Origin of the sequence: Jiangella mangrovi, from assembly GCF_014204975.1 — a bacterium.
In the GTDB taxonomy this organism is placed as follows: domain Bacteria; phylum Actinomycetota; class Actinomycetes; order Jiangellales; family Jiangellaceae; genus Jiangella; species Jiangella mangrovi.
This window is the reverse complement of the sequence record NZ_JACHMM010000001.1, coordinates 6,089,714-6,109,364: the sequence shown is the minus strand read 5'-3', so window position 1 is coordinate 6,109,364 and position 19,651 is coordinate 6,089,714. Positions and strand designations below refer to the sequence as shown.

The following is a 19,651-nucleotide window of genomic DNA, read 5'->3' as shown; positions in this document are numbered from 1 at the left end:
CGGGCTACCGGCATCGCGACGCGACCACGTGTCCAGAACCTCACGACGAGCGATCGAGTCTCGTACCTTGGATACCGTGATCCTGCCTTGAGCGCCGCCAGCGTCGTCGTCGTCCATCGTGGCGGTTGCTTCGTCATCTCCGGCTACTCTCCGACGCCGAGTGGTGTGGGGGTCATCAACGATCACATGGGGGCGCTGGACGAGACGGTCAACGACTCTGAGCTTGGCGAGTTCGTGATGGCAGCGCTGGAGTCGAGTGGGAGGACCGTCGCCGCTTCCAGCCAGGAGATCTCCGCCAGGCTGAAGCGTCTCCACAGGCTCGCCCGCGTGCGCTCTCAAAGACAGTTCATGGCGGGAGCCAAGGCTGTCAGCGTCGAGCGAGCATCGGGGGAGTTGGTGGTCAGTCCGTTCGCGAACCTTGGATCAGCGGGTGGCTTCGAGCCTTCCGGCACCTACATTCGTCCAGACTCACGCGATCCTTCGGATGTGGCCCGGTCAATCAAGATGGCCTTGGAGCAAGCCACCTAGGACGCGCTCGCCTGTTCGGTGCTCTCGTTGGTGCGTTCGGGGAGCAGCAGCACGGCGCCGATGAGGAAACACACCGCGCCGATGAAGGTCTGGGTGTTGGCTCGGGCGAGGTCGTGCACCTGGCCGGTGAGCGGGTCGATGTAGCCCGCCACGGCGGAGACGCCGAACGCGATCGACCCGATCAGGTTGGTCAGGGTGATCCACCAGGACCACGACCGCGGACGCCAGGCGACCCAGCCGTGGCAGGCCTCGTACCAGGCCAGGAGGCTGGAGACCAGGAAGCAGACGGAGCCGACGGCGTCGGGCCGCCAGACGTGCTGGTGCGCGGCCTCGGCGGACAGGTTGTCCACCATGGCGACTCCCGTGCTGACGTTGAAGTACAGCGTGCCGGCCAGCTGAACGGCGGTGGCCCACCAGTCGATCCGCCGGCGCTGGTAGACGAAGAAGCGCCGGTGTGCCGGGTTGAGCGTCTCCGGGCCGGCGTCGACGGCCTCCCGATAGGACAGGAACGAGGCCGAGGTGAAGAACAGGGAGCCGATGAAGTAGGTGGCGGTGTCCCACCGGGCCCCGACGGCGCTGCCGAACGCGGGCACGGAGCCGACCGCGAACAGCACCGACCCGATGGCGAACAGCACGGCGATCCACCAGCCGCGAGCCCCGGGCGCCCACCACGTGGACCCGGCGGCCGGCCCCTGGTGCTTGCGATGGAAGCGCGACTCCAGCACATCCGAATCGTGTCCCCGTCCGGTTCCGGGGGCGAGAGCCGAAAGGCCCGGCGTTCGCTCGATCCCGGCCTGCCGCCGGGCGGGTGAAGTCCGTTTACAACGTCGTATTTACAACGTCGTAAACGATCGATAGCCTTGCGTCGCCAGACGGTGGTCCGGCGCCCCGCTGCCTTCGAGGAGGAACGTGATGAGGGTCGTGCACCTGATCGGACAGGCTGGAGAGGCGTGGGGCGAGAGGGGTGGCGGAGGCCGTCGCGCCCGGCTCCTGAACGTGGTCGCGGCCCTGGCGCTCGCTGGGGCGATGGTGCTGGGCATGTCGTCCGTGGCGGCGCGGGCCGACGAGGTGGACCTGACGCCGGGGCCGACCGTCGTCGAGGACCCCGACTCGCCGACCGGCTACACCGGGCACTTCGTGCTCTACGACCCGGACGCGACCAGCGTCCGGTTCGTCGCCGACATCCTGCTGCGGGACTGGGAGAATCCCGGCGACCCGACCGTCTACCAGCCGTCGCAGTTCCGGCCCGGTCTCATGCGCGGCGGCGGCGCCTACGACGTCGAGATGACGAACGCCGGCAACGGCTACTGGGTCACGGACGTGCCGCTGGCCGCCGGCGCCAACCAGTACTGGTTCTACGTCGACGACGACACGAGCCTGTGGGTGCCCGACCCGGCGAACTCGCCGATCTTCGCTCCCGACGGCCTCACCGGCACCGCCCGGCGCGCCTTCAACAAGGTGTACGTGCCGTACGACGCGGAGAAGCAGGACTACGCCCCGCTCGCGGCGCGCGAGATCGAGAACCCCCGGCCCGACTCGGCGAAGGGCACGTGGAGCTACGTGCCGATCCAGGTCGGCGCCGCCACGCGGACCATGGGTGTGTACCTGCCGCCGGGCTACGACCCGGACCGCGCCGAGCCGTACAAGACGATCTACATGCAGCACGGCGGCGGTCAGGATCAGTCCGACTGGATGAACATGGGCGACGTCCCGGTCATCATGGACAACCTGCTCGACGACGGCGTCACCGAACCCGCGATCGTCGTCACCACGGCCACCAACTACCTGGGCAGCGCCGCAGCGGGCTACCCCAACCTTCGCGACGTCGTCCTCCCGTTCGTCGAGAGCACCTACAACGTCTCGACGCAGCCGCGGGACCGGGCCTTCGCGGGTCTGTCGGCGGGCGGGATCGTCACGATGAACCTCATCAACCAGGACCCCACGCTGTTCGGCTACTACGGCCCCTGGAGCGGCGGTGCGCGCGTCGACAACGCGACGCCGGATCTCGCGGCGCCCTACATCCTCTTCGGCGGCGGGGCGTGGGACTTCGGTCTGCCCAACGCCGCGCAGGTCGCCGCACTGGACAACGCGGTCGTCGAGAACGTCGTCGTCGCCGGCGCGCACGACTTCAACGCCTGGAACCAGCTGTTCACGACGTTCGTCCGGGACTACCTGTGGCAGCCGCAGGCGTTCCTCGCCGACGAGATCGACGTGCTGAAGGACGGCGTGGCGAGCACGAGCCTGAACCGGGGCAATCGCAACGCCCTCACGGTGAAGCTCGACCGGGCGTACGAGCTCCTCACGCGCGACGAGAACGGCTCGCTCTACCTGCTGAACGCGTTCGTCGACCAGGTCGGCGAGCTCGAGAGCGACGCGAAGCTGACCGCGGAGCAGGCGGCGGAGCTCGTCGAGACGGCCGCGAAGATCATCGCCAACCTGGAATACCGGCAGTAGTCCCCTCACGCCGGCCCGCCCACAGCAACGGCAGACCGAGCGGGCGGGCCGGAGCCGTCAGTACAACGTTATACAGGGAGAGGAATCAATGGTGATGACATCTCACCGGAGTCCCACGCGCCGCAGGGGGTTACGCGCGCGGCTCGCCGCGTTCGCCATCGGCGCCACCATGGCGACCGCGACCCTGGTCGCCGCACCACAGACCGTTGCCGCCGCCACGCCGTGGGTCACCGTGGACGACGACGGCTTCGTCACGTTCACGATCTCGGCCGCGGAGGTCGAGGAGACGTTCGGCGCCGTGTCGCAGGTCGTCGCGGAGGGCAACTTCGGCCCGTCGGCCAACTGGGCCCAGTGGGGCCTCACGCGCCGGGGCAGCAACTGGACGTCGGTCATGGGCCCGCTCGAGCCCGGCCTGTACTACTACCAGTTCACCGCCGACGACACGAAGGTCGTCAAGGACCCGACGAACCCCACGAGCGTGGCGTCCGAGCCCGAGTGGAGCACGTTCTTCGTCCCCGGCGAGTCCGCGAGCCTGCTGGCCGACGTGCCCGAGGGCCAGGGCGGTGCCATCGAGACGATGACCTACCGCAGCACCGTCACCCGCGGGGAGCGGTCGGCCCTCGTGTGGACGCCGCCGGGCTACGACGCCGACCGGCGTCAGCCGTACCCGGTGCTGTACCTGCAGCACGGCAGCGCCCAGGGCTACCGCGACTGGGTCGAGGTGGGTCGCGCGAAGCAGATCTTCGACAACCTCACGCTCCGGGGCGAGATGGAGCCCATGGTCGTCGTGATGGGCGACGGGAACGTGCCGGACTTCCAGAAGGAGCTGCTGCGCAACATCATGCGGGAGGCCCGCCACGACTACAACATCTCGCACAGCCCCTCGCAGCAAGCACTCGCCGGGCTCTCCCTGGGTGGTTTCCAGACGCTGAGCACCGTGTTCGAGCGTCCGGGTGAGTTCGCCTACGTCGGCTCGTTCGCCGGCTTCTACTTCGGCAACGCCTCCGGTGTCGACGCCGCCGAGATCAACGAGGGCACCGAGCTCCTGCGCATCTACACGGGCAACGTCACCGACCTGGCGTACAACCTCGACTTCCGCCTCATGCAGCAGCTCGACCAGGCCGGCGTCGAGTACCAGTTCGACGGCGTCAACCCCGACCGCGGGCACAACTGGAACGCCTGGCAGGAGAACCTGGTCGACTTCATGCCACGGCTCTTCCGCGACGTGGAGGACGACGGCCCCAGCCCGGGGCACCTCCCGCTCGAGTCCGAGTTCCGCCTGCCGCCCGCCGGCACCACCCCGACGCCGTGGATCACCGAGGACGGCTTCGTCACCTTCGAGACCACCACGGCGTTCAAGGACGCGCAGAACGTCACCGTATGGGGCAACTGGGCGCCGGGCGGCAGCTGGGTCCGCGTCGAGATGACCCGCTCCGGCGACCGCTGGCGTGCCACCGTCGGGCCGCTGAAGCCCGGCTTCCACTACTACCGGTTCATCGTCGACCGCGTCTCCACGAAGGACGCCTCGAACCCGACCCGCGTCACCACCGAGCCCACGTGGAGCACGTTCTTCATCCCGGGGGAGTCGGCCCGCATGGTCGCCGACGTGCCCGAAGGGCAGGGCGGCGCCGTCGAGACGCTCACCTACCAGAGCGCCGTCGCCGGGGCCGAGCGGAAGGCCTACGTCTGGACCCCGCCCGGCTACGACCCCGACCGGGCCGAGCCGTACCCCGTGTTCTACCTCCAGCACGGCGGCGGCCAGAACTACACGGACTGGATCGAGATGGGGCGGGCCAAGCAGATCCTCGACCACCACTACCTCGACGGCAACCTCGAGCCGATGGTCGTCGTGATGGGCAACGGCAACTCCTCGAACTTCACCAGGGAGCTGCTCGAGAACCTCGCACCCGCGGCGCGCGCCGCGTACAACATCTCCGACGAGCCGTCGAAGCAGGCCCTCGCCGGCCTCTCGATGGGCGGCGGGCAGACCTACACGGTGCTCAAGACGCACCCGGGTGAGTTCGCCTACGTCGGAGCCTTCTCGGCCGGGTTCGGCAGTGCGACCGGCGTCGACGCCGACGCGATCAACGACGGGACGACCCTGCTGAAGATCTACGTCGGCGACCCCACGGACTTCGTGTATCCGTCCTTCATGAGCTCGCTGCCGGTCATGGACCAGCTCGGCATCGACTACGTGTTCGACGGGCCGACACCGGGTCCGCACGGCTGGGACGCGTGGCAGAGGAACCTCATCGACTTCGCGCCCCTGTTGTTCAAGTAGGGGCGGGCAGTCGTCCGTCGCCGGCGCCGGCGTCCGCAGACCGGCGCCGGCGACGGGACCGCGTCAAGTGGCGGTGGACTCGCGCGCGACGATCCGGAACTCCGGCTTGATGAGACGGGGCGGGAGCTCCTCGTCGCCCTTCTCGTTGATGCGCTCGACGAGCAGCTGGACGGCGGTCTCGGCGATCTCGTCGCGGCCCGGGTCGACGCTGGACAGCGAGGGGATGGAGAACCGGGCCTCGTCGATGTCGTCGAACCCGATGACGGCGACGTCGTCCGGGACTCGCCGGCCGGCGTCGCCGAGTGCGCGCAGCGCGCCGAGCGCCAGGGTGTCGTTCAGTGCGAAGAGTCCGTCGAACTCGATGTCGGACGCGATGAGGTCGCGCATCGCCTCGGCGCCGTTCTCGCGGTGCCACGGCGCCACGACCCGGACGAGCTGCGGGTCGAGCGGCAGACCCGCCGCCTCGAGGGCCGCCTTGTACCCCTTGACGCGCAGGTCGGCCGAACGCACCTGTTCACGCTGGTCGGGGTGGGCGCCGATGAGTGCGATGCGCCGGCGCCCGATGGCGAGCAGGTGCTCGACGGCGGCCTGGGCGGAGCTCACGTTGTGCATCGTCACGTGATCGGTCGGGCCGCCGAACATGCGCTCGCCGAGCATCACGAAGGGGAAGGAGTTGCTGAGCAGATGGCGATCGTCCTGTCCCAGGCGCTCGGGGCTGAACAGCAGCCCGTCGGTCAGCCGCAGACGGCCGGCGCCCGTGACGGCGGCGATCTCGCGGTTGCGGTCGCCGCTGGTCTGCTCGACCAGGACGCCGAGGTCGTGCTTCTCGGCCGCGCGGATGACGGCGTCGGCCAGCTCCGCGAAGTAGTTCTGCCGCAACTCGGGCACGGCGAGACCGATGACGCCCGTGCGACCGGAACGCAGGCCCCGTGCCGACAGGTTGGGGCGGTAGCCGAGCTCCTCGATGGCCGCCATGACGCGCAGCCGGGTCGTCTGCCGGACGTGCGGGAAGTCGTTGATCACGTTCGACACGGTCTTGATCGAGACGCCGGCGACGCGCGCCACGTCGTGCATCGTCGGGCTCACGCATGCCTCCTCGTCTTCGCGGCCTCATCTGCGCAATCACGCATTCTAGAGGGGCCGCCTGGCGTTCGGTCGTTACCGAACCGAGGCCTGCGACCACTCTTGACACCGGCCGAGCGGATTGCCATAGTCACCTTTATCGCTAAACATACAACGTTATAAAAGCTTACCCGTTGACCGCGTCGACGGTCCGGGTCGAAACGGCGACGCGCCGACATCACGTCCCACGCATCCCGAAGGGAACCCACGCAATGAAGCGGAAGCCATTCCTCGCCGCGGCGACGGCGCTCGTCCTCGCGGGCACGCTCGCCGCCTGCTCGTCCGGCGATGACGACACCAGCAGCAGCGACGGCGGTAGTGGTGGTGGCGGGTCCGACGCCAGCAGCTGCACGAACACCATCCCCAAGACGGACCTGCCGGCCGTGACGCTGTGGGCGTGGTACCCGAACATGGAGCTGGTCGTCGACAACTTCAACGAGCAGAACGACGAGGTGCAGGTCTGCTGGACCAACGTCGGGCAGGGCGGCGACGAGTACGAGAAGTTCCAGACGGCGATCGCCGCGGGCACCGGGGCACCCGACGTCATCATGATCGAGGCCGACCGCATCCCGACGTTCCAGATCCAGGAGGCGCTGGTCGACATCAGCGACTACGGCTACGAGGACGTCCGCGACAACTACAGCGAGGGCGCCTGGAAGGACGTCTCGGTCGGCGACGCGGTCTACGGCGTCCCGGTCGACGGTGGCCCCATGGGCATGATCTACCGCAAGGACATCTTCGACCAGTACGGCATCACGCCCCCCACGACCTGGGCTGAGTATGAGCAGGCCGCGCAGACGGTGCGCGACGCCGGCGGGCCGCTCTTCGGCGACCTCGGGGCCAACGTGCCTGCGGTCATGATGGCCCTGCAGATCCAGAAGGGCGCCGACCCGTTCTCCTATGACACCGCCGACCCCGAGAACATCGGGATCGAGCTGAACGACCAGGCGTCGAAGGACGTGCTCGACTATTGGGGCGGCCTGGTCGAGAAGGGGCTGGTCGGCACGCAGGACCAGTTCACGCCCGAGTACATCTCCGGCGTCATCAACGGCGACTACGCGACCTACATCTCCGCCGCCTGGGCTCCGGGCTACCTCACCGGCGCCGGCGTGGGCGAGGGCGCGGACTCCGGGCAGTTCGCGGTCGCGCCGCTGCCCCAGTGGGACCCCGCCAACCCGGTGCAGGTGAACTGGGGCGGGTCGGCCTTCTCGGTGACCAGCCAGGCGACCGACCCGGAACTGGCCGCGAAGGTGGCCTTCGGCATCTACGCCGACGAGGCCTCGCTCACCGACGGCTGGACCAACCAGGTCATCTTCCCGCTGAACCTCAACGCCCTGGAGGACCCGGCCTTCGCCGACCTCGCGGTGGAGTTCTTCGGCGGCCAGCAGGCGAACAAGGAGGTCTACGTCCCGGCGGCGAACGCGTACGGCGGCTTCACCTACAGCCCGCTACAGCAGTACTACTACGACGCCATGACCGAGCAGCTCGCGGCCGTCAACCAGGGCTCGATCGCCGGGTCCGAGGCCGCGGACGCGCTGCACGACGACGTCGTGGGCTACGCCGAGGAACAGGGCTTCACCGTCCAGTGACCGACGGTGGCGGGGCCGGTGCGTCCGCAGGGCGCGCCGGCCCCGCCCGTCCAACCCGCCGCCCACTGACCTCCGGAGCACGAGCATGACCCTGCAGATCACCGAGACACCACCGCCGTACATCGAGAAGAAGACCAGACGCGGAGCGCGGAAGGTGCCCCTCCGCGAGCAGCTGATCGGCTGGATCTTCGTCGGGCCGTTCGGTCTCGTCTTCCTCGCCTTCCTCGTCGCGCCGCTCGCGTACGCCCTCTACCTCAGCCTGTTCCGGAAGGCGATGATCGGCGGCACGAGCTTCGTCTTCCTCGGCAACTACGCGAAGGCCTTCACCGACCCGAGCTTCCTCGACGGCGCCTGGTTCGTGGTCCGCTTCTCGCTCGTGCTGATCCCCGTGCAGATGCTCATCTCGCTCGCGATGGCGCTCATCCTCGACATGGTCACGTCGTCCTTCGCGCGCTTCTCGCGGCTGATGATCTTCCTGCCGTATGCGATCCCCGCTGTCATCGGCGCACTCATGTGGGGATTCCTGTACAGCAAGAACTTCGGGCCGCTGGGGGACATCTTCGGGTTGTTCGGCGCCTCGGCTCCGGACTTCCTCAGCAACGACCTGGTCTTCTACGGCCTGCTCAACATCGTCACGTGGCAATGGGCCGGCTACTACATGATCATCCTGTACGCCGCCCTGCAGGGGATCGACCCGACCCTGTACGAGGCCGCCCGGATCGACGGCGCGAGCAGCTGGCAGATCGTCTTGCGGATCAAGGTCCCGCTGATCACGCCCGCGCTGGTCCTGATCCTCGTTTTCGCGCTGATCGGAACCCTGCAGTTCTTCAACGAGCCACAGATCCTGCGCGACCTCGCCGCCGGCACCATCGGACCGGACTTCACCCCCAACATGTACGCGTACCAGCAGGCGTTCGGGCTGGCGAACTTCAACTACGGGTCGGCGATCTCGTTCGCGCTCGGGGGCGTGGTCTTCGTCTGCGTCTACATCTTCCTGTTCGCCACCCGCAAGCGGGGGAGCTTCCTCTCATGACCGCCAGCATCGACGTCGCCGCACGTCGCCGACGCCCACAGCGCTACCTGCCGCTGCAGGTCCTGCTCGGGTTCCTGCTCGTGTACTTCCTCGTGCCCTTCTGGTGGGTCATCGTCAACAGCTCGAAGGACGCCGCCGGGCTCTTCGGCGGCGGCAACGCCCTGTGGTTCGCCGACGACATCGACTTCGTCGGCAACCTCCGGGAGCTGTTCACCTACAGCGGCGGCATCTACGCGCGCTGGCTGCTCAACTCCGTGCTCTACGCGTTCGTCGGCGGCCTCGGCGCCACCGCGCTGGCGGTGCTGGCCGGCTACGGCTTCGCGAAGTACCGCTTCGCCGGCCGGCGGTTCAGCTTCGCCGTCCTGCTGGGCGCCGTGATGGTGCCGTCCACGGCCCTGGTGATCCCGACGTTCATCATGTTCTCCGGCCTGGGGCTGACGAACACGATCTGGGCGGTGATCCTGCCGTCGCTGCTCAACCCGTTCGGCGTCTACCTGATGCACGTCTACGCGCGCGACGCGGTGCCCGACGAGCTGCTCGACGCCGCCCGTGTCGACGGCGCCGGCGAGGCGCGTTCGTTCCTGCAGGTCGCGCTGCCGCTGATGCGGCCGGCGATCGTCACGGTCCTGCTGCTGTCGATCGTGGCGACCTGGAACAACTACTTCCTGCCGCTGGCGATGCTTTCCGACAACGACCTGTACCCGGTGATCGTCGGCATCGGACAGTGGCAGGGGGTCGCCTCGGCGAACAACGCCGGCGGCACCTCGCTGTGGAGCATCATCATCATGGGCTCGCTCGTGTCCGTGATCCCCCTCATCATCGCCTTCCTCACCCTGCAGCGCCATTGGCGGGGAGGCCTGGCCATCGGCAGCCTGAAATAGGCCGGCTCGCATCTGCGCCCCCGCCCCATCGACCACCAAGAGGATCATGAACCGCGCTCATCTGACCATCGACCCCTACTTCACCGTGGGGCCGGTCAACCGCCGCCTGTTCGGCTCGTTCGTCGAGCACCTGGGCCGCTGCGTCTACGACGGGATCTACGAGCCCGGACACCCGACGGCGGACGACCAGGGGTACCGCGAGGACGTCATCGCGCTGGTCCGCGAACTCGGCGTGTCCACCATCCGCTATCCCGGCGGCAACTTCGTCTCGGGCTACCGGTGGGAGGACGGGATCGGGCCCCGCGACCAGCGACCCCGGCGGCTGGACCTGGCCTGGCACTCGACCGAGACCAACGAGGTCGGCCTGGACGAGTTCGCCGGGTGGCTGCGCAAGGTCGGCAGCGAGCTCATGTACGCCGTGAACCTCGGGACGCGCGGCGTCCAGGAGGCCCTGGACGTCCTCGAGTACGCCAACGTCCCTGCGGGCACCCGGCTCTCGGACCTGCGCATCGCCAACGGCGTGCCGGCCCCGCACGACATCCGGATGTGGTGCCTGGGCAACGAGATGGACGGCGCCTGGCAGCTGGGTCACGGCACGGCCGACGAGTACGCGAGCGTCGCCGGCAAGGCCGCCCGCGCGATGCGCCAGCTCGATCCCGACCTCGAGCTCGTCGTCTGCGGCAGCTCCAGCGCGCAGATGGCGACGTTCGGCAGCTGGGAGCGGACGGTGCTCGAGGCGACCTACGACGAGGTCGACTACATCTCGTGCCACGCCTACTACGAGCCGAAGGACGGCGACTACGCCAGCTTCCTCGCCTCCGCGGTGAACATGGACCGGTTCATCGACTCGGTCGCGGCGACGGCCGACCACGTGAAGGCGGAGCGGCGCAGCACGAAGACCATGTACATCTCGTTCGACGAGTGGAACGTCTGGTACCAGTCGCGGTACCAGGGCGAGCGGCACACCGGCCTCGACGACTGGCCGATCGCGCCGCGGCTGCTCGAGAACACGTACTCGGCCATGGACGCGGTGGTCTTCGGCAACCTGCTCATCTCGCTGCTCAGGCACGCCGACCGGGTCACGTCCGCGAGTCTCGCCCAGCTGGTGAACGTCATCGCGCCGATCATGACCGAGCCCGGCGGGCCGGCCTGGCGGCAGACCACGTTCTACCCGTTCGCGCTCACCTCGCGGCTGGCCCGGGGAGAGGCGCTCGAGGTGAAGCTGGACAGCCCGGCCTACGTCTCGGCGCAGCACGGCGAGGCCACCGTCGTCGACGCGGTGGCGACGCACGACGGCGGCAGCGGCGCCACCGCCGTCTTCCTCGTCAACCGCGACGAGGAGTCGCCGGCCGAGATCGAGATCGACGTGCGCATGCTCGGCGGGGTCGGCGTCCGGGACGCCTGGACGCTGAGCGACAAGGACCCGCACGCGGCCAACACGCTCGAGCAGCAGGACCGCGTGCGGCCGGCGGCCAACCCGACCGCGGCGCTGACCGACGGCACGGTGACGATCACCCTCCCGCCGGTCTCGTGGACGGCCCTGACGCTCGGATGACGGCCCCCATGGTTCGTGATCGGCGCGACAGCACGGGATGATGGGCCCGTGGTGCGAATGATCGATGTGGCCCGTGAGGCCGGCGTGTCGGCCATGACGGTGTCCAACGTCATCAACGGCCGGCCCGGCGTGAGCGCGGAGACCCGGCTGCGGGTGCTCGCGACCATCACGAGGCTCGGCTACCAGGTGAACCTCGCCGCACGCCACCTGCGAGCCGGCCGCACGGGCGCCGTCGGCCTGATCGTCCCGGACATCGACCGGCCGTACTACGCCCAACTGGCCGGCCGGCTCGCCAAGGGGGTCGAGAAGCGCGGGCTGCACCTCGTGGTCGAGCGCACCGGGGGCGACGCCGAGCGCGAGCTCGAGGCCATCTCGTTCGGCCGGCTGCGCATGTACGACGGTGTCGTCATCAGCCCGTTGCGGGTCGACGCCGCCGACCTGGACCAGCTGCGGTTCGAGACCCCGGTCGTGTTCATCGGAGAGCGGCCGGTCCCGGCGACGTTCGACCACGTCATGATGGACAACGTCGGCGGCGCCCGCCAGGCCACCCGGCAGTTGCTCACGACCGGGTCGCGCCGCGTCGCCGTCATCGGCGGCCGGCACGACGACCACGTCGACGACATGCCGTCGCTGCGGACCCGCGGCTATCGACAGGCGCACGCCGAGCTCGGCATCGAGGTCGACGAGCGGCTGGTGATCGAGGTCGAGTCCTTCGATCCCGCGTCCGGGGCCCGCGGCCTGAAGCGGCTGCACGAGTCCGGCGTCGCGTACGACGGGGTCTTCGCGCTGACCGACGCTGCCGCGATGGGTGTGCTGCGGGCCCTGGCCGACCTGCGGGTCGACGTGCCCGGCGAGGTGCAGGTGATCGGCTTCGACAACGGCGAGGAGACGGAGTTCCTCGTGCCGCGGCTGTCGTCCGTCGAGCCGGGCAACGACGCCATGGCCGATCGGGTCCTCGAGCTGCTGGAGCACCGCATCGCCGCCGCGGGCGACGGCGGGACGGATGCGCCGGACCCGGCGACGACCATCGTGAACGCGCAGTTGATCCTGCGCGAGTCGACCCGCTGAGCTCCGGCGCACCCGCGCGCTACGAGGTGCCGGGACGCCCCGGTTCGACCCGGCCGTCGACCCGCCTGGAGATCTCGGTGTAGCCGTCCCTGAGCTCCTGGGGCAGGATCCAGCCGGCCGCGTCCTGCCAGGCCAGCGGGCGCAGGAAGCGGCGTATCGAGGTGGCGCCCACGGACGTGTGCACGGTGTTGGTGGCGGGCCAGGGACCGCCGTGGTGCTGCGCCCACGAGACCCGGACGCCGGTGGGGAAGCCGTCGAAGACGATGCGGCCGGTGCGGGCCGCGAACAGGGTGCTGAGGTGGCGGACGGTGTCGTGGTCGTCCTGCTCACCGGCGTGGATCGACCCGGTGAGTGACGGGGGAACGGTGGCGAGCGCCGCGTCGAGGCCGGCGGGATCGTCGTAGCGGACGGCGATGACGAGCGGGCCGAAGCACTCCTCGGCGATCTGCGCGGACAGCTGGGTGACGTCGGTCTCCAGCAGCACCGGTGCCACGCCGAAACCCTCCGGCGACCGGACGTCCGGCCTGGCGAGAACTCGGGCGCCCGCCTGCTCGAGGGCGGCCTCGCGGGCGGTGAACGCGTCGCGGATCCGCTCGTTCAGCAGCACCGCGCCACCGGCCGTGGCGACCCGGGCGCGCAAGGCCTCGACGAGTTGGTCGCCGGCGGGATCGGAGGGGACGAAGGCCAGTCCCGGCTTGGTGCAGAGCTGGCCGGCGGAGCCGGTGAACGAGGCGAAGAGCCCGGCGGCGATCTGTTCGCCCCGCTCGGCCGCCGCGGCGGGCAGGATGACGATCGGGTTCACGCTGCTGAGCTCGCCGTAAAGCGGGATCGGGTCGTCGCGCTCGTCGATGGCGGCCTGGATGGCGCGGGCCGCCCCGACGGACCCCGTCAACGCGGCCGCTCGTACGGCGGGATGGCGCACCAGTGCCAGCCCGGCGTCCTGCCCGTGGACAATGCCCAGGGCCCCGTCGGGTCCGCCGGCGCCACGTACGGCCGCGGCGATCACGTCGGCCGAGACCTGCGAGGTCAGCGGGTGCGACGGGTGCGCCTTCACCACGACGGGGCAGCCGGCGGCCAGCGCGGCGGCCGTGTCGCCGCCGGCGACCGAGAAGGCGAACGGGAAGTTGCTGGCGCCGAAGACGGCGACCGGACCCAGGGGCACGAGCATCCGGCGCACGTCCGGCGCCGGGCCCAGCGGAGTGTCGGCCGCATGGTCGATGGCGGCTTCGAGGTACCCGCCGTCGCGCACGACGTCGGCGAACATCCGGAACTGCAGCGCCGACCTGGTGAGCTCGGAGGCGAGGCGGTCGCGGCCCAGCCCGGTCTCGGACGACGCCGCCGCCACGAGGTCGTCGCGGCGCGACTCCAGCGCGGCCGCCACGGCGTCGAGCAGCCGGGCCCGGCCGCGACGTCCTGCGGCGGTGAGCGGGTCCGCCGCCGCAGCCGCGGCGGCCAGCAGGGCGTCCAGCTCGCTGCCGGTCGTCTCGTGCAGCCCGGTCTCGCGACTCCGGCCGTCCCTCGGATCGACGGTGCTGACGGCGTTCACAAGAGTCCTCTCTGCACGAGATTGCCCATGAGCGCGCGGATCCCGAAGTCCCACGGCGCGCAGTCCTCGGCGTGCCGGACCCGGTTGACGAGGGTGCCCAGCGCCGGCGAGCCGATCCTGACGACGTCGTCGAGCTTGTGCGTGAACCCCTCGCCGGGCCGGTCCCGGTCCTGGATCGGCGCGAACATGGTGCCGAGCATCAGGACGGCGCCGTCGGGATAGTGGTGGTGCGGGCCGATCAGCTGGCGCACGAGTGCCTCCGGATCGCGCGAGATCCGCGACATCTCCGAGACCGCGTCGAGGCGGAACCCGTCGTCGCCGGAGATGTGCAGTCCGACCGCCAGCCCGCGCACGTCGTCCAGCCCGAAGCGGTCGTCGAAGAGCCGGATGAACGGCCCCAGCGCGCAGGAGGCGTTGTTGTCCTTGGCCATCGGCAGCAGCAGCGCGGACCTGCCCTCGACGTCGCGCAGGTTCACGTCGTTGCCGAGGGTCGCTCCGATGATCCGGCCGCTGGACTGCACGACCAGCGCCACCTCCGGCTCGGGGTTGTTCCAGGTCGACGCGGCGAGCACCCCGACGGGCACGGCCGTGCCGACGGCGGACAGGACCTGGCCCTTGGTGAAGATCTCCGCATCGGGACCGATGCCCACCTCGAGGTACTGGCTCCAGGCGCCCTCGGCGACGAGCAGGTCCTTGAGCCGTCCCGCCTCCTCGGAGCCGGGCGACAGGTCGTGGAAGTCCGCGCCCACGCCGGCGAGCATGCGGCCGCGAATGTCCGCCGCGAGCGTCAGGTCCCCGCGGGCCCGCTCCTCGATGACCCGTTCGATCATCGAGACCGCGAACGTCACTCCCGCGGCCTTCAGGGCCTGGAGATCGACGGGGGCCAGCAACCAGGGCCGGGCGGGGTCGCGCTCGGCGGCGCCGGTGTTCGCGAGCAGCTCGTCGACGGTCCCGACCCGCCGCCCGGCCAGTCCGGCGGCGGCCGTCGCGGGATCGGGCAGCTCGCAGAGGTCACGCACGGTGGCGACGTGCTCGCTGATGTCGACGACGTCGCCGTCGCGCACGACGACGGGGGAGGGTCCGGCGGCGGCGGGATCCCAGATCCGGCCGACCAGGACGCTGCCGGCGGCGTCGTCCGGCAGCGCCTCGGCGGCCGTTCCGAACCACGGCGTCATTCGCTCGCTCCCAGATTGAAGAAGGACCGCTCGTCCGGCGGGCGGATGTCGTAGACGGCGTCGTCGAACAGCCGCATGGGGCGCGGGGTGAACGGGTGCCGCGCCATCTCCTCGAGGTCGAGCTCGATGCCGAGACCGACGCCGGCCGGGACCATGACGTCGCCCTCCTCCGTCAGCGTGAGCCGCTCGCTGGTGATGCGCGGGCGCCAGGGCACGTCGGTCGCCATGATCTCCAGGTAGCGGAAGTTGGGCAGCACCGCGCCCAGCTGCAGCGTCGCCGCGGTGCTCAGCGGCCCGCTGGGATTGTGCGGCGCGAAGCCGACATAGCTCGTCGCCGCCAGCGTCGAGATGAAGGCCAGCTCGGCGAGGCCGCCGGCATGGGTCACGTCGGGCTGCACGAAGTCCACCGCCTGGCGGGCCAGCGCGGGAGCGAAGCCCTGCCGGCCGAACCAGCGCTCTCCGGCGGCGATGGGGACGGGGGAGGCGCGGCGGATGTCGGCGAGCGCGTCGAGGTTGTCCGGCGGGCAGGGCTCCTCGAACCACACCGGCTCGAACGGGGCGAGCTCGCGCGCGATCTGGACCGCGTGCCGGACGTCGAAGCGGCCGTGGCCCTCGACGAACAGCTCGACGTGGCGCCCGACGGCGGAGCGCACGGCGTCGACCTGCGCGAGGACGCGGTCCAGCTGCGCCGTGGAGATGGTGAGGTCGTAGTTCTCGAACGGGTCCCACTTGAGCCCGCGGAAGCCGGTCTCGACGGTCCGGCGCGCGGCGGCCGCATAGTCCTCGGGCGTCACCGCGCCGGAGAACCAGCCGTTCGCGTAGGCGCGGACCCGGTCGCGCGTGGGGCCGCCGAACAGCCGCGAGACCGGCACCCCGAGATCGCGGGCGGAGATGTCCCACAACGCCATCTCCAGCGAGCTCAGCGCCGTCATGATGACCGGGCCGCCGCGCCAGTACCAGTCGCGGGCCAGCTCGTGGACGGTGCCGGAGATGCGGGTCGGGTCGAGGCCCACCACCGCCTCGGCGAGCTCCGCGACGGCGCCCTGCACCGCCCGCTCCTTGCCCTCGAGCGTCGCCTCGCCCAGGCCGACGATGCCCTCGTCGGTCGAGACCCGCACGATGACGAGATTGGTGCGGTAGAAGTCGACGACGAGCGTGTCGACCGAGGTGATCTTCATCGGAATCAGCCCTTCACGGCGCCGGCGGTCATGCCGGCCACGACGTACTTCTGCGCGAACAGGTAGAAGGCGACGGCAGGGAGCGTGAACAGGAACGCCACCGCCATGACGGTCTGGACCGGGGTGCCGACCTCGCCGATGAAGCCCGCGATGCCCACCGAGGCCGGCTGCATCTCCGGCGCGTAGATGAACGTCACCGCGAACACGAACTCGTTCCAGGCGTGGAAGAACGAGATGACCGCGGCGGCCGCGATCGACGGCGCGATCAGCGGGACGTTGATGCGCACTAGCATGGTGAGCGGCCGCGCGCCGTCGACCCGTCCGGCCTCCTCGAGCTCGCGAGGGATGGCGTCGATCGCGCCCTTGAGGATGAGCGCCACGATCGGCAGCACGAACGCCGAGTTGGCCAGGACCAGCCCGATCAGCGAGTCGAGCAGGTCGAACCGGTTGAACAGCGCGAACAGCGGCACCACCATGAGCGCCTCGGGGAGCATCTGCGTCAGCAGCAGCACGACCGTCATGACGACCTTGCCCCGGAACGAGAACCGCGAGAGCGCGTAGCCGAGCGGGATGCCCAGGCCGATCGAGAGCAGGGTCGTCCCGGCGGCGATCACGAGGCTGTTGCGCAGCCAGCCCACCACCTCGCCCTCGGCGAGCGCGTCGGCGAAGACCCCGAACTGCGAGAAGTCGGGCAGCAGCCGCGCCTCCCCGGCGAACAGGTCGGCGTCGCTCGACAGGGCCGTGACGAACATCCAGTACAGCGGGAAGACCGCGATGCCCAGGACTCCAAGTACGGCGACGATGCGCAGGGTGAGACCCATGCGGAACCGGCTCACCGGATTCCCTCCTTCGCGGCGCCGCGGGCGACGAACCTGCTGCCGGCGATGACGATGAGTGAGATGACGACGCCGACCATGCCGATCGCGGCCGCCGTGCCGAGCTGCTTGGAGTCGAAGGCCTGGGCGTAGAGGTCGATGACGAGCGTCTCGGTGGACCCCACCGGGCCGCCCTTCGTCATCAGCCAGATGAGCTCGAACCGCCGGATCGACCAGATCGTCATGAGCAGCGCGAGCAGGCCCACGGTCGGCTTGATGACCTGCCAGGTCACGGCGCGGAACGTCCACCACCGGCCGGCGCCGTCCATCGTCGCGGCCTCGGTCAGGTCCTTCGGGACCGCCTGCAGCGCCGAGAGCAGCACCACCGAGGTGAGCGGGAAGAGCTGCCAGATGGTCGTCACGAGGATCGCCGGGAGGGCGTAGGTCTGGCTGTCGAGGATCGCGCCGCCGGGCACCCCCAGCCCGACGGCGTCGAGGAACCGGTTCACGATGCCGTACTGGGGGTTGAGCATCCAGGTCGCGATGAGCGCGACCGCGATGCCCGGGGCTGCCCACGGCACCGTCACGAGCGCGCGCACGACGCCGCGGCCGCGGAAGCCGCGGTTGAGCAGGAGCGCCACCAGCAGGCCGGCCCCGACCGAGCCCACGACGCAGACGACCACGTAGATCAGCGTGGTCAGGAGCGTCCGGTGGAAGTCGTCGTCGCCGAAGATGTGGGCGTAGTTCTCCAGCCCGACCCACGTGCTGCGCGTGGGGTTGAGCAGCGACGTCCGCGTGAAGCTCAGGTAGATCTCCTGAGCCAGCGGGACCCCCTGGAACAGGAGGATGAAGACGGCCGCCGGGGCGAGGAACAGGTACGGCGTCCAACGGCTGCCCAGCGGGCTGCGCCGCCGGCGGGGGGAGGTCTCGGATCGGGGCGCTCTCGTCTGCTCGAGCACGGTCATCGAGTGGGTGTCCTTCGTCACGAGGGGACGACACCGGGGCGGGTGGGGAGCCCGCCCCAGCGCCGCCGGTTCAGCCGACCAGTTCGGTCGCCTGCTCCTGGGCGTCGTCGAGAGCGGTCTGGAGGTCGACCTGACCCTGCAGGGCGGCGATCACGTTCTGCACGACGATCTTGCGGATGTCGGGGGTCTGCGCCTCGAAGCCGAGGACGACCTGCGGGAGGCTGGACTCGGTGAGCTCGTCGAACGTCGGGAGGAACGGCAGCTCCTGCAGCGACTCGGGCGTGCGCTCGGTGGCCGTCGCGACGCTGCTCGCGCCGAGGATCTCCTGCAGGCTCGTCTGGTTCTCCGGCTCGAGGGCCCACGTGATGAACGTCGCCGCCTCCTCCTTGGCCTCGCTCGCCTCGTTGATGACGATGGGCGCGAGGATGGCGCCCTGGCTGCGCTCGGGGAACGGGATGGGGGCGACGCTGAAGTTCAGGTCGGGGCTCTCGGCGAGCAGGTGGGTGGCGTAGCCGCCGTTGTTGAGCTCCATGGCGACCTTGCCCTCGGCGAACATGCGCCGGAAGGTCGCCGCGTCGGCGCCGCGAGGGATGACGTTCGCGTCGTAGAGGTCCTTGTAGGCCTGCAGGCCCTCGAGGTTCTCCGGCGCGTTGATGGTGAGGTCCTCGCCGTCGGACCAGGCGCCGCCGAAGCCGTAGACGTAGTTGAAGATGTCCTGCCAGACGCCGGCCTCCTCGGCCTCCGTCTGACGGAACGCCAGCCCGAAGGTGTCGCCGGACGTCAGGGACTGAGCGATCGCGAAGAAGTCCTCGTACGTCGTCGGCGGCTCCGGGATCAGGTCGGCGTTGTAGAACATCGCGTAGTTCGACGCCTCGAAGATGATCCCGTGCCGGACGTCGTCGTGGACCATGAACCGGTCCGGCTGCTCGAGCAGCTCGTACTCGCCGGCGTCGATCAGGTCGTCGAGGGGTGCGATCAGGCCTGCGTCGGAGGCGGCCTCGAACTCGGGCATGTCGAAGCGGACGAGGTCGGGTCCCTCGCCGCCGCCCATCTGCGTGAGCACCGTCTGGCCGAAGGTCGGGTAGGGCACCGACGCGGCCTCGACCCGGATCTCGTCCTGGCTGGCGTTGAACTGCTCGAGCCACTCCTCCAGCTGTGGCCCGCGGCCCGGGTCGCCGAAGGTCGAGGCGGCGAAGGTGAGCGTCGTGACGCCGCCGCCGTCCGAGGCCGAGCCGGAGCCGGAGTCGTCGGAGCCGCATCCGGCCGAGACGACGGCGACCAGGCCGACGACGGTGGCCGCGGCGACCGTGGCGCGGCGAACGCGAGGTTTCCTCATCGGGTGCTCCTAGGGATTCGTGGCACTGATTGAACGTTAAAGGTCTGCAACGATCGTAGGAACATATGCAACGCTGTCAAGTCGTGGTTGCACATCGCTACGCATCTGTTGCGTATAGTGCAATC

General features: G+C 69.9%; 16 protein-coding genes. 8 read left to right on the top strand and 8 right to left on the bottom strand.

The window, feature by feature from the left end:
* Positions 1-87: 87 nt before the first annotated feature.
* Positions 88-528: a hypothetical protein gene (locus HD601_RS28285; RefSeq protein ID WP_184827616.1), complete on the top strand. Its 441-nt coding sequence runs from the start codon at positions 88-90 to the stop codon at positions 526-528.
* Here the strand turns inward: HD601_RS28285 and HD601_RS28280 are convergent.
* Entirely contained in the window at positions 525-1,253 is a 729-nt protein-coding gene (locus tag HD601_RS28280) for a hypothetical protein (RefSeq protein ID WP_221441392.1), read from the bottom strand. The genes HD601_RS28285 and HD601_RS28280 overlap by 4 nt on opposite strands.
* 187 nt (positions 1,254-1,440) lie before the next feature.
* Here HD601_RS28280 and HD601_RS28275 point away from each other — a divergent pair, with 187 nt between their 5' ends.
* Both HD601_RS28275 and HD601_RS28270 read left to right on the top strand, forming a co-directional pair.
* Positions 1,441-2,982 carry an alpha/beta hydrolase-fold protein gene (locus HD601_RS28275; protein ID WP_184827614.1) on the top strand — a complete coding sequence of 514 codons (1,542 nt, stop codon included), beginning with the start codon at positions 1,441-1,443 and terminating at the stop codon, positions 2,980-2,982.
* Between the two features lie 169 nt (positions 2,983-3,151).
* Positions 3,152-5,263: an alpha/beta hydrolase-fold protein gene (locus HD601_RS28270; RefSeq protein ID WP_221441391.1), complete on the top strand. Its 2,112-nt coding sequence runs from the start codon at positions 3,152-3,154 to the stop codon at positions 5,261-5,263.
* A gap of 63 nt (positions 5,264-5,326) precedes the next feature.
* Here the strand turns inward: HD601_RS28270 and HD601_RS28265 are convergent, their stop codons facing one another.
* Positions 5,327-6,349 carry a substrate-binding domain-containing protein gene (locus HD601_RS28265; RefSeq protein WP_184827612.1) on the bottom strand — a complete coding sequence of 341 codons (1,023 nt, stop codon included), beginning with the start codon at positions 6,347-6,349 and terminating at the stop codon, positions 5,327-5,329.
* A gap of 248 nt (positions 6,350-6,597) precedes the next feature.
* On the opposite strand from HD601_RS28265, the gene HD601_RS28260 reads away from it, so the two are divergent.
* The 5 genes from HD601_RS28260 (at position 6,598) to HD601_RS28240 (ending at position 12,511) form a co-directional block, all read left to right on the top strand.
* Positions 6,598-7,974 (top strand): ABC transporter substrate-binding protein, encoded by a 1,377-nt coding sequence (locus HD601_RS28260; RefSeq protein ID WP_184827610.1) that lies wholly within the window; start codon positions 6,598-6,600, stop codon positions 7,972-7,974.
* An 85-nt stretch (positions 7,975-8,059) separates the two neighbouring features.
* Complete coding sequence (locus tag HD601_RS28255; RefSeq protein WP_184827608.1) at positions 8,060-9,007, top strand: carbohydrate ABC transporter permease; 948 nt, start codon at positions 8,060-8,062, stop codon at positions 9,005-9,007.
* Entirely contained in the window at positions 9,004-9,888 is an 885-nt protein-coding gene (locus HD601_RS28250) for a carbohydrate ABC transporter permease (RefSeq protein WP_184827606.1), read from the top strand. Before HD601_RS28255 ends, HD601_RS28250 begins: the two co-directional genes overlap by 4 nt.
* A 46-nt stretch (positions 9,889-9,934) precedes the next feature.
* Positions 9,935-11,443, top strand: a complete 1,509-nt coding sequence (gene arfA / locus HD601_RS28245) for an arabinosylfuranosidase ArfA (protein ID WP_184827604.1) — start codon at positions 9,935-9,937, stop codon at positions 11,441-11,443.
* A gap of 57 nt (positions 11,444-11,500) precedes the next feature.
* Positions 11,501-12,511, top strand: coding sequence for a LacI family DNA-binding transcriptional regulator (locus tag HD601_RS28240; protein WP_184827602.1), 1,011 nt, complete (start codon positions 11,501-11,503; stop codon positions 12,509-12,511).
* Positions 12,512-12,530: 19 nt separating this feature from the next.
* On the opposite strand, the gene HD601_RS28235 is transcribed toward HD601_RS28240, so the two are convergent.
* Genes HD601_RS28235 through HD601_RS28210 form a run of 6 tightly spaced genes read right to left on the bottom strand, consistent with a single transcriptional unit; the run spans position 12,531 to position 19,526 of the window.
* Positions 12,531-14,057: an aldehyde dehydrogenase family protein gene (locus HD601_RS28235; protein ID WP_184827600.1), complete on the bottom strand. Its 1,527-nt coding sequence runs from the start codon at positions 14,055-14,057 to the stop codon at positions 12,531-12,533.
* The gene (locus HD601_RS28230; protein ID WP_184827597.1) at positions 14,054-15,232 is read right to left on the bottom strand and encodes a fumarylacetoacetate hydrolase family protein; all 1,179 of its coding nucleotides are present in this window, start codon (positions 15,230-15,232) and stop codon (positions 14,054-14,056) included. The genes HD601_RS28235 and HD601_RS28230 overlap by 4 nt, the downstream gene beginning before the upstream one ends.
* Entirely contained in the window at positions 15,229-16,410 is a 1,182-nt protein-coding gene (locus HD601_RS28225) for a mandelate racemase/muconate lactonizing enzyme family protein (protein ID WP_184827595.1), read from the bottom strand. The genes HD601_RS28230 and HD601_RS28225 overlap by 4 nt, the downstream gene beginning before the upstream one ends.
* A gap of 5 nt (positions 16,411-16,415) precedes the next feature.
* Entirely contained in the window at positions 16,416-17,246 is an 831-nt protein-coding gene (locus tag HD601_RS34360; RefSeq protein WP_221441390.1) for an ABC transporter permease subunit, read from the bottom strand.
* Positions 17,243-18,211 carry an ABC transporter permease subunit gene (locus tag HD601_RS28215; protein ID WP_221441389.1) on the bottom strand — a complete coding sequence of 323 codons (969 nt, stop codon included), beginning with the start codon at positions 18,209-18,211 and terminating at the stop codon, positions 17,243-17,245. Before HD601_RS28215 ends, HD601_RS34360 begins: the two co-directional genes overlap by 4 nt.
* Positions 18,212-18,260: 49 nt before the next feature.
* Positions 18,261-19,526, bottom strand: a complete 1,266-nt coding sequence (locus HD601_RS28210) for an ABC transporter substrate-binding protein (protein ID WP_184827594.1) — start codon at positions 19,524-19,526, stop codon at positions 18,261-18,263.
* Positions 19,527-19,651 lie beyond the last annotated feature (125 nt).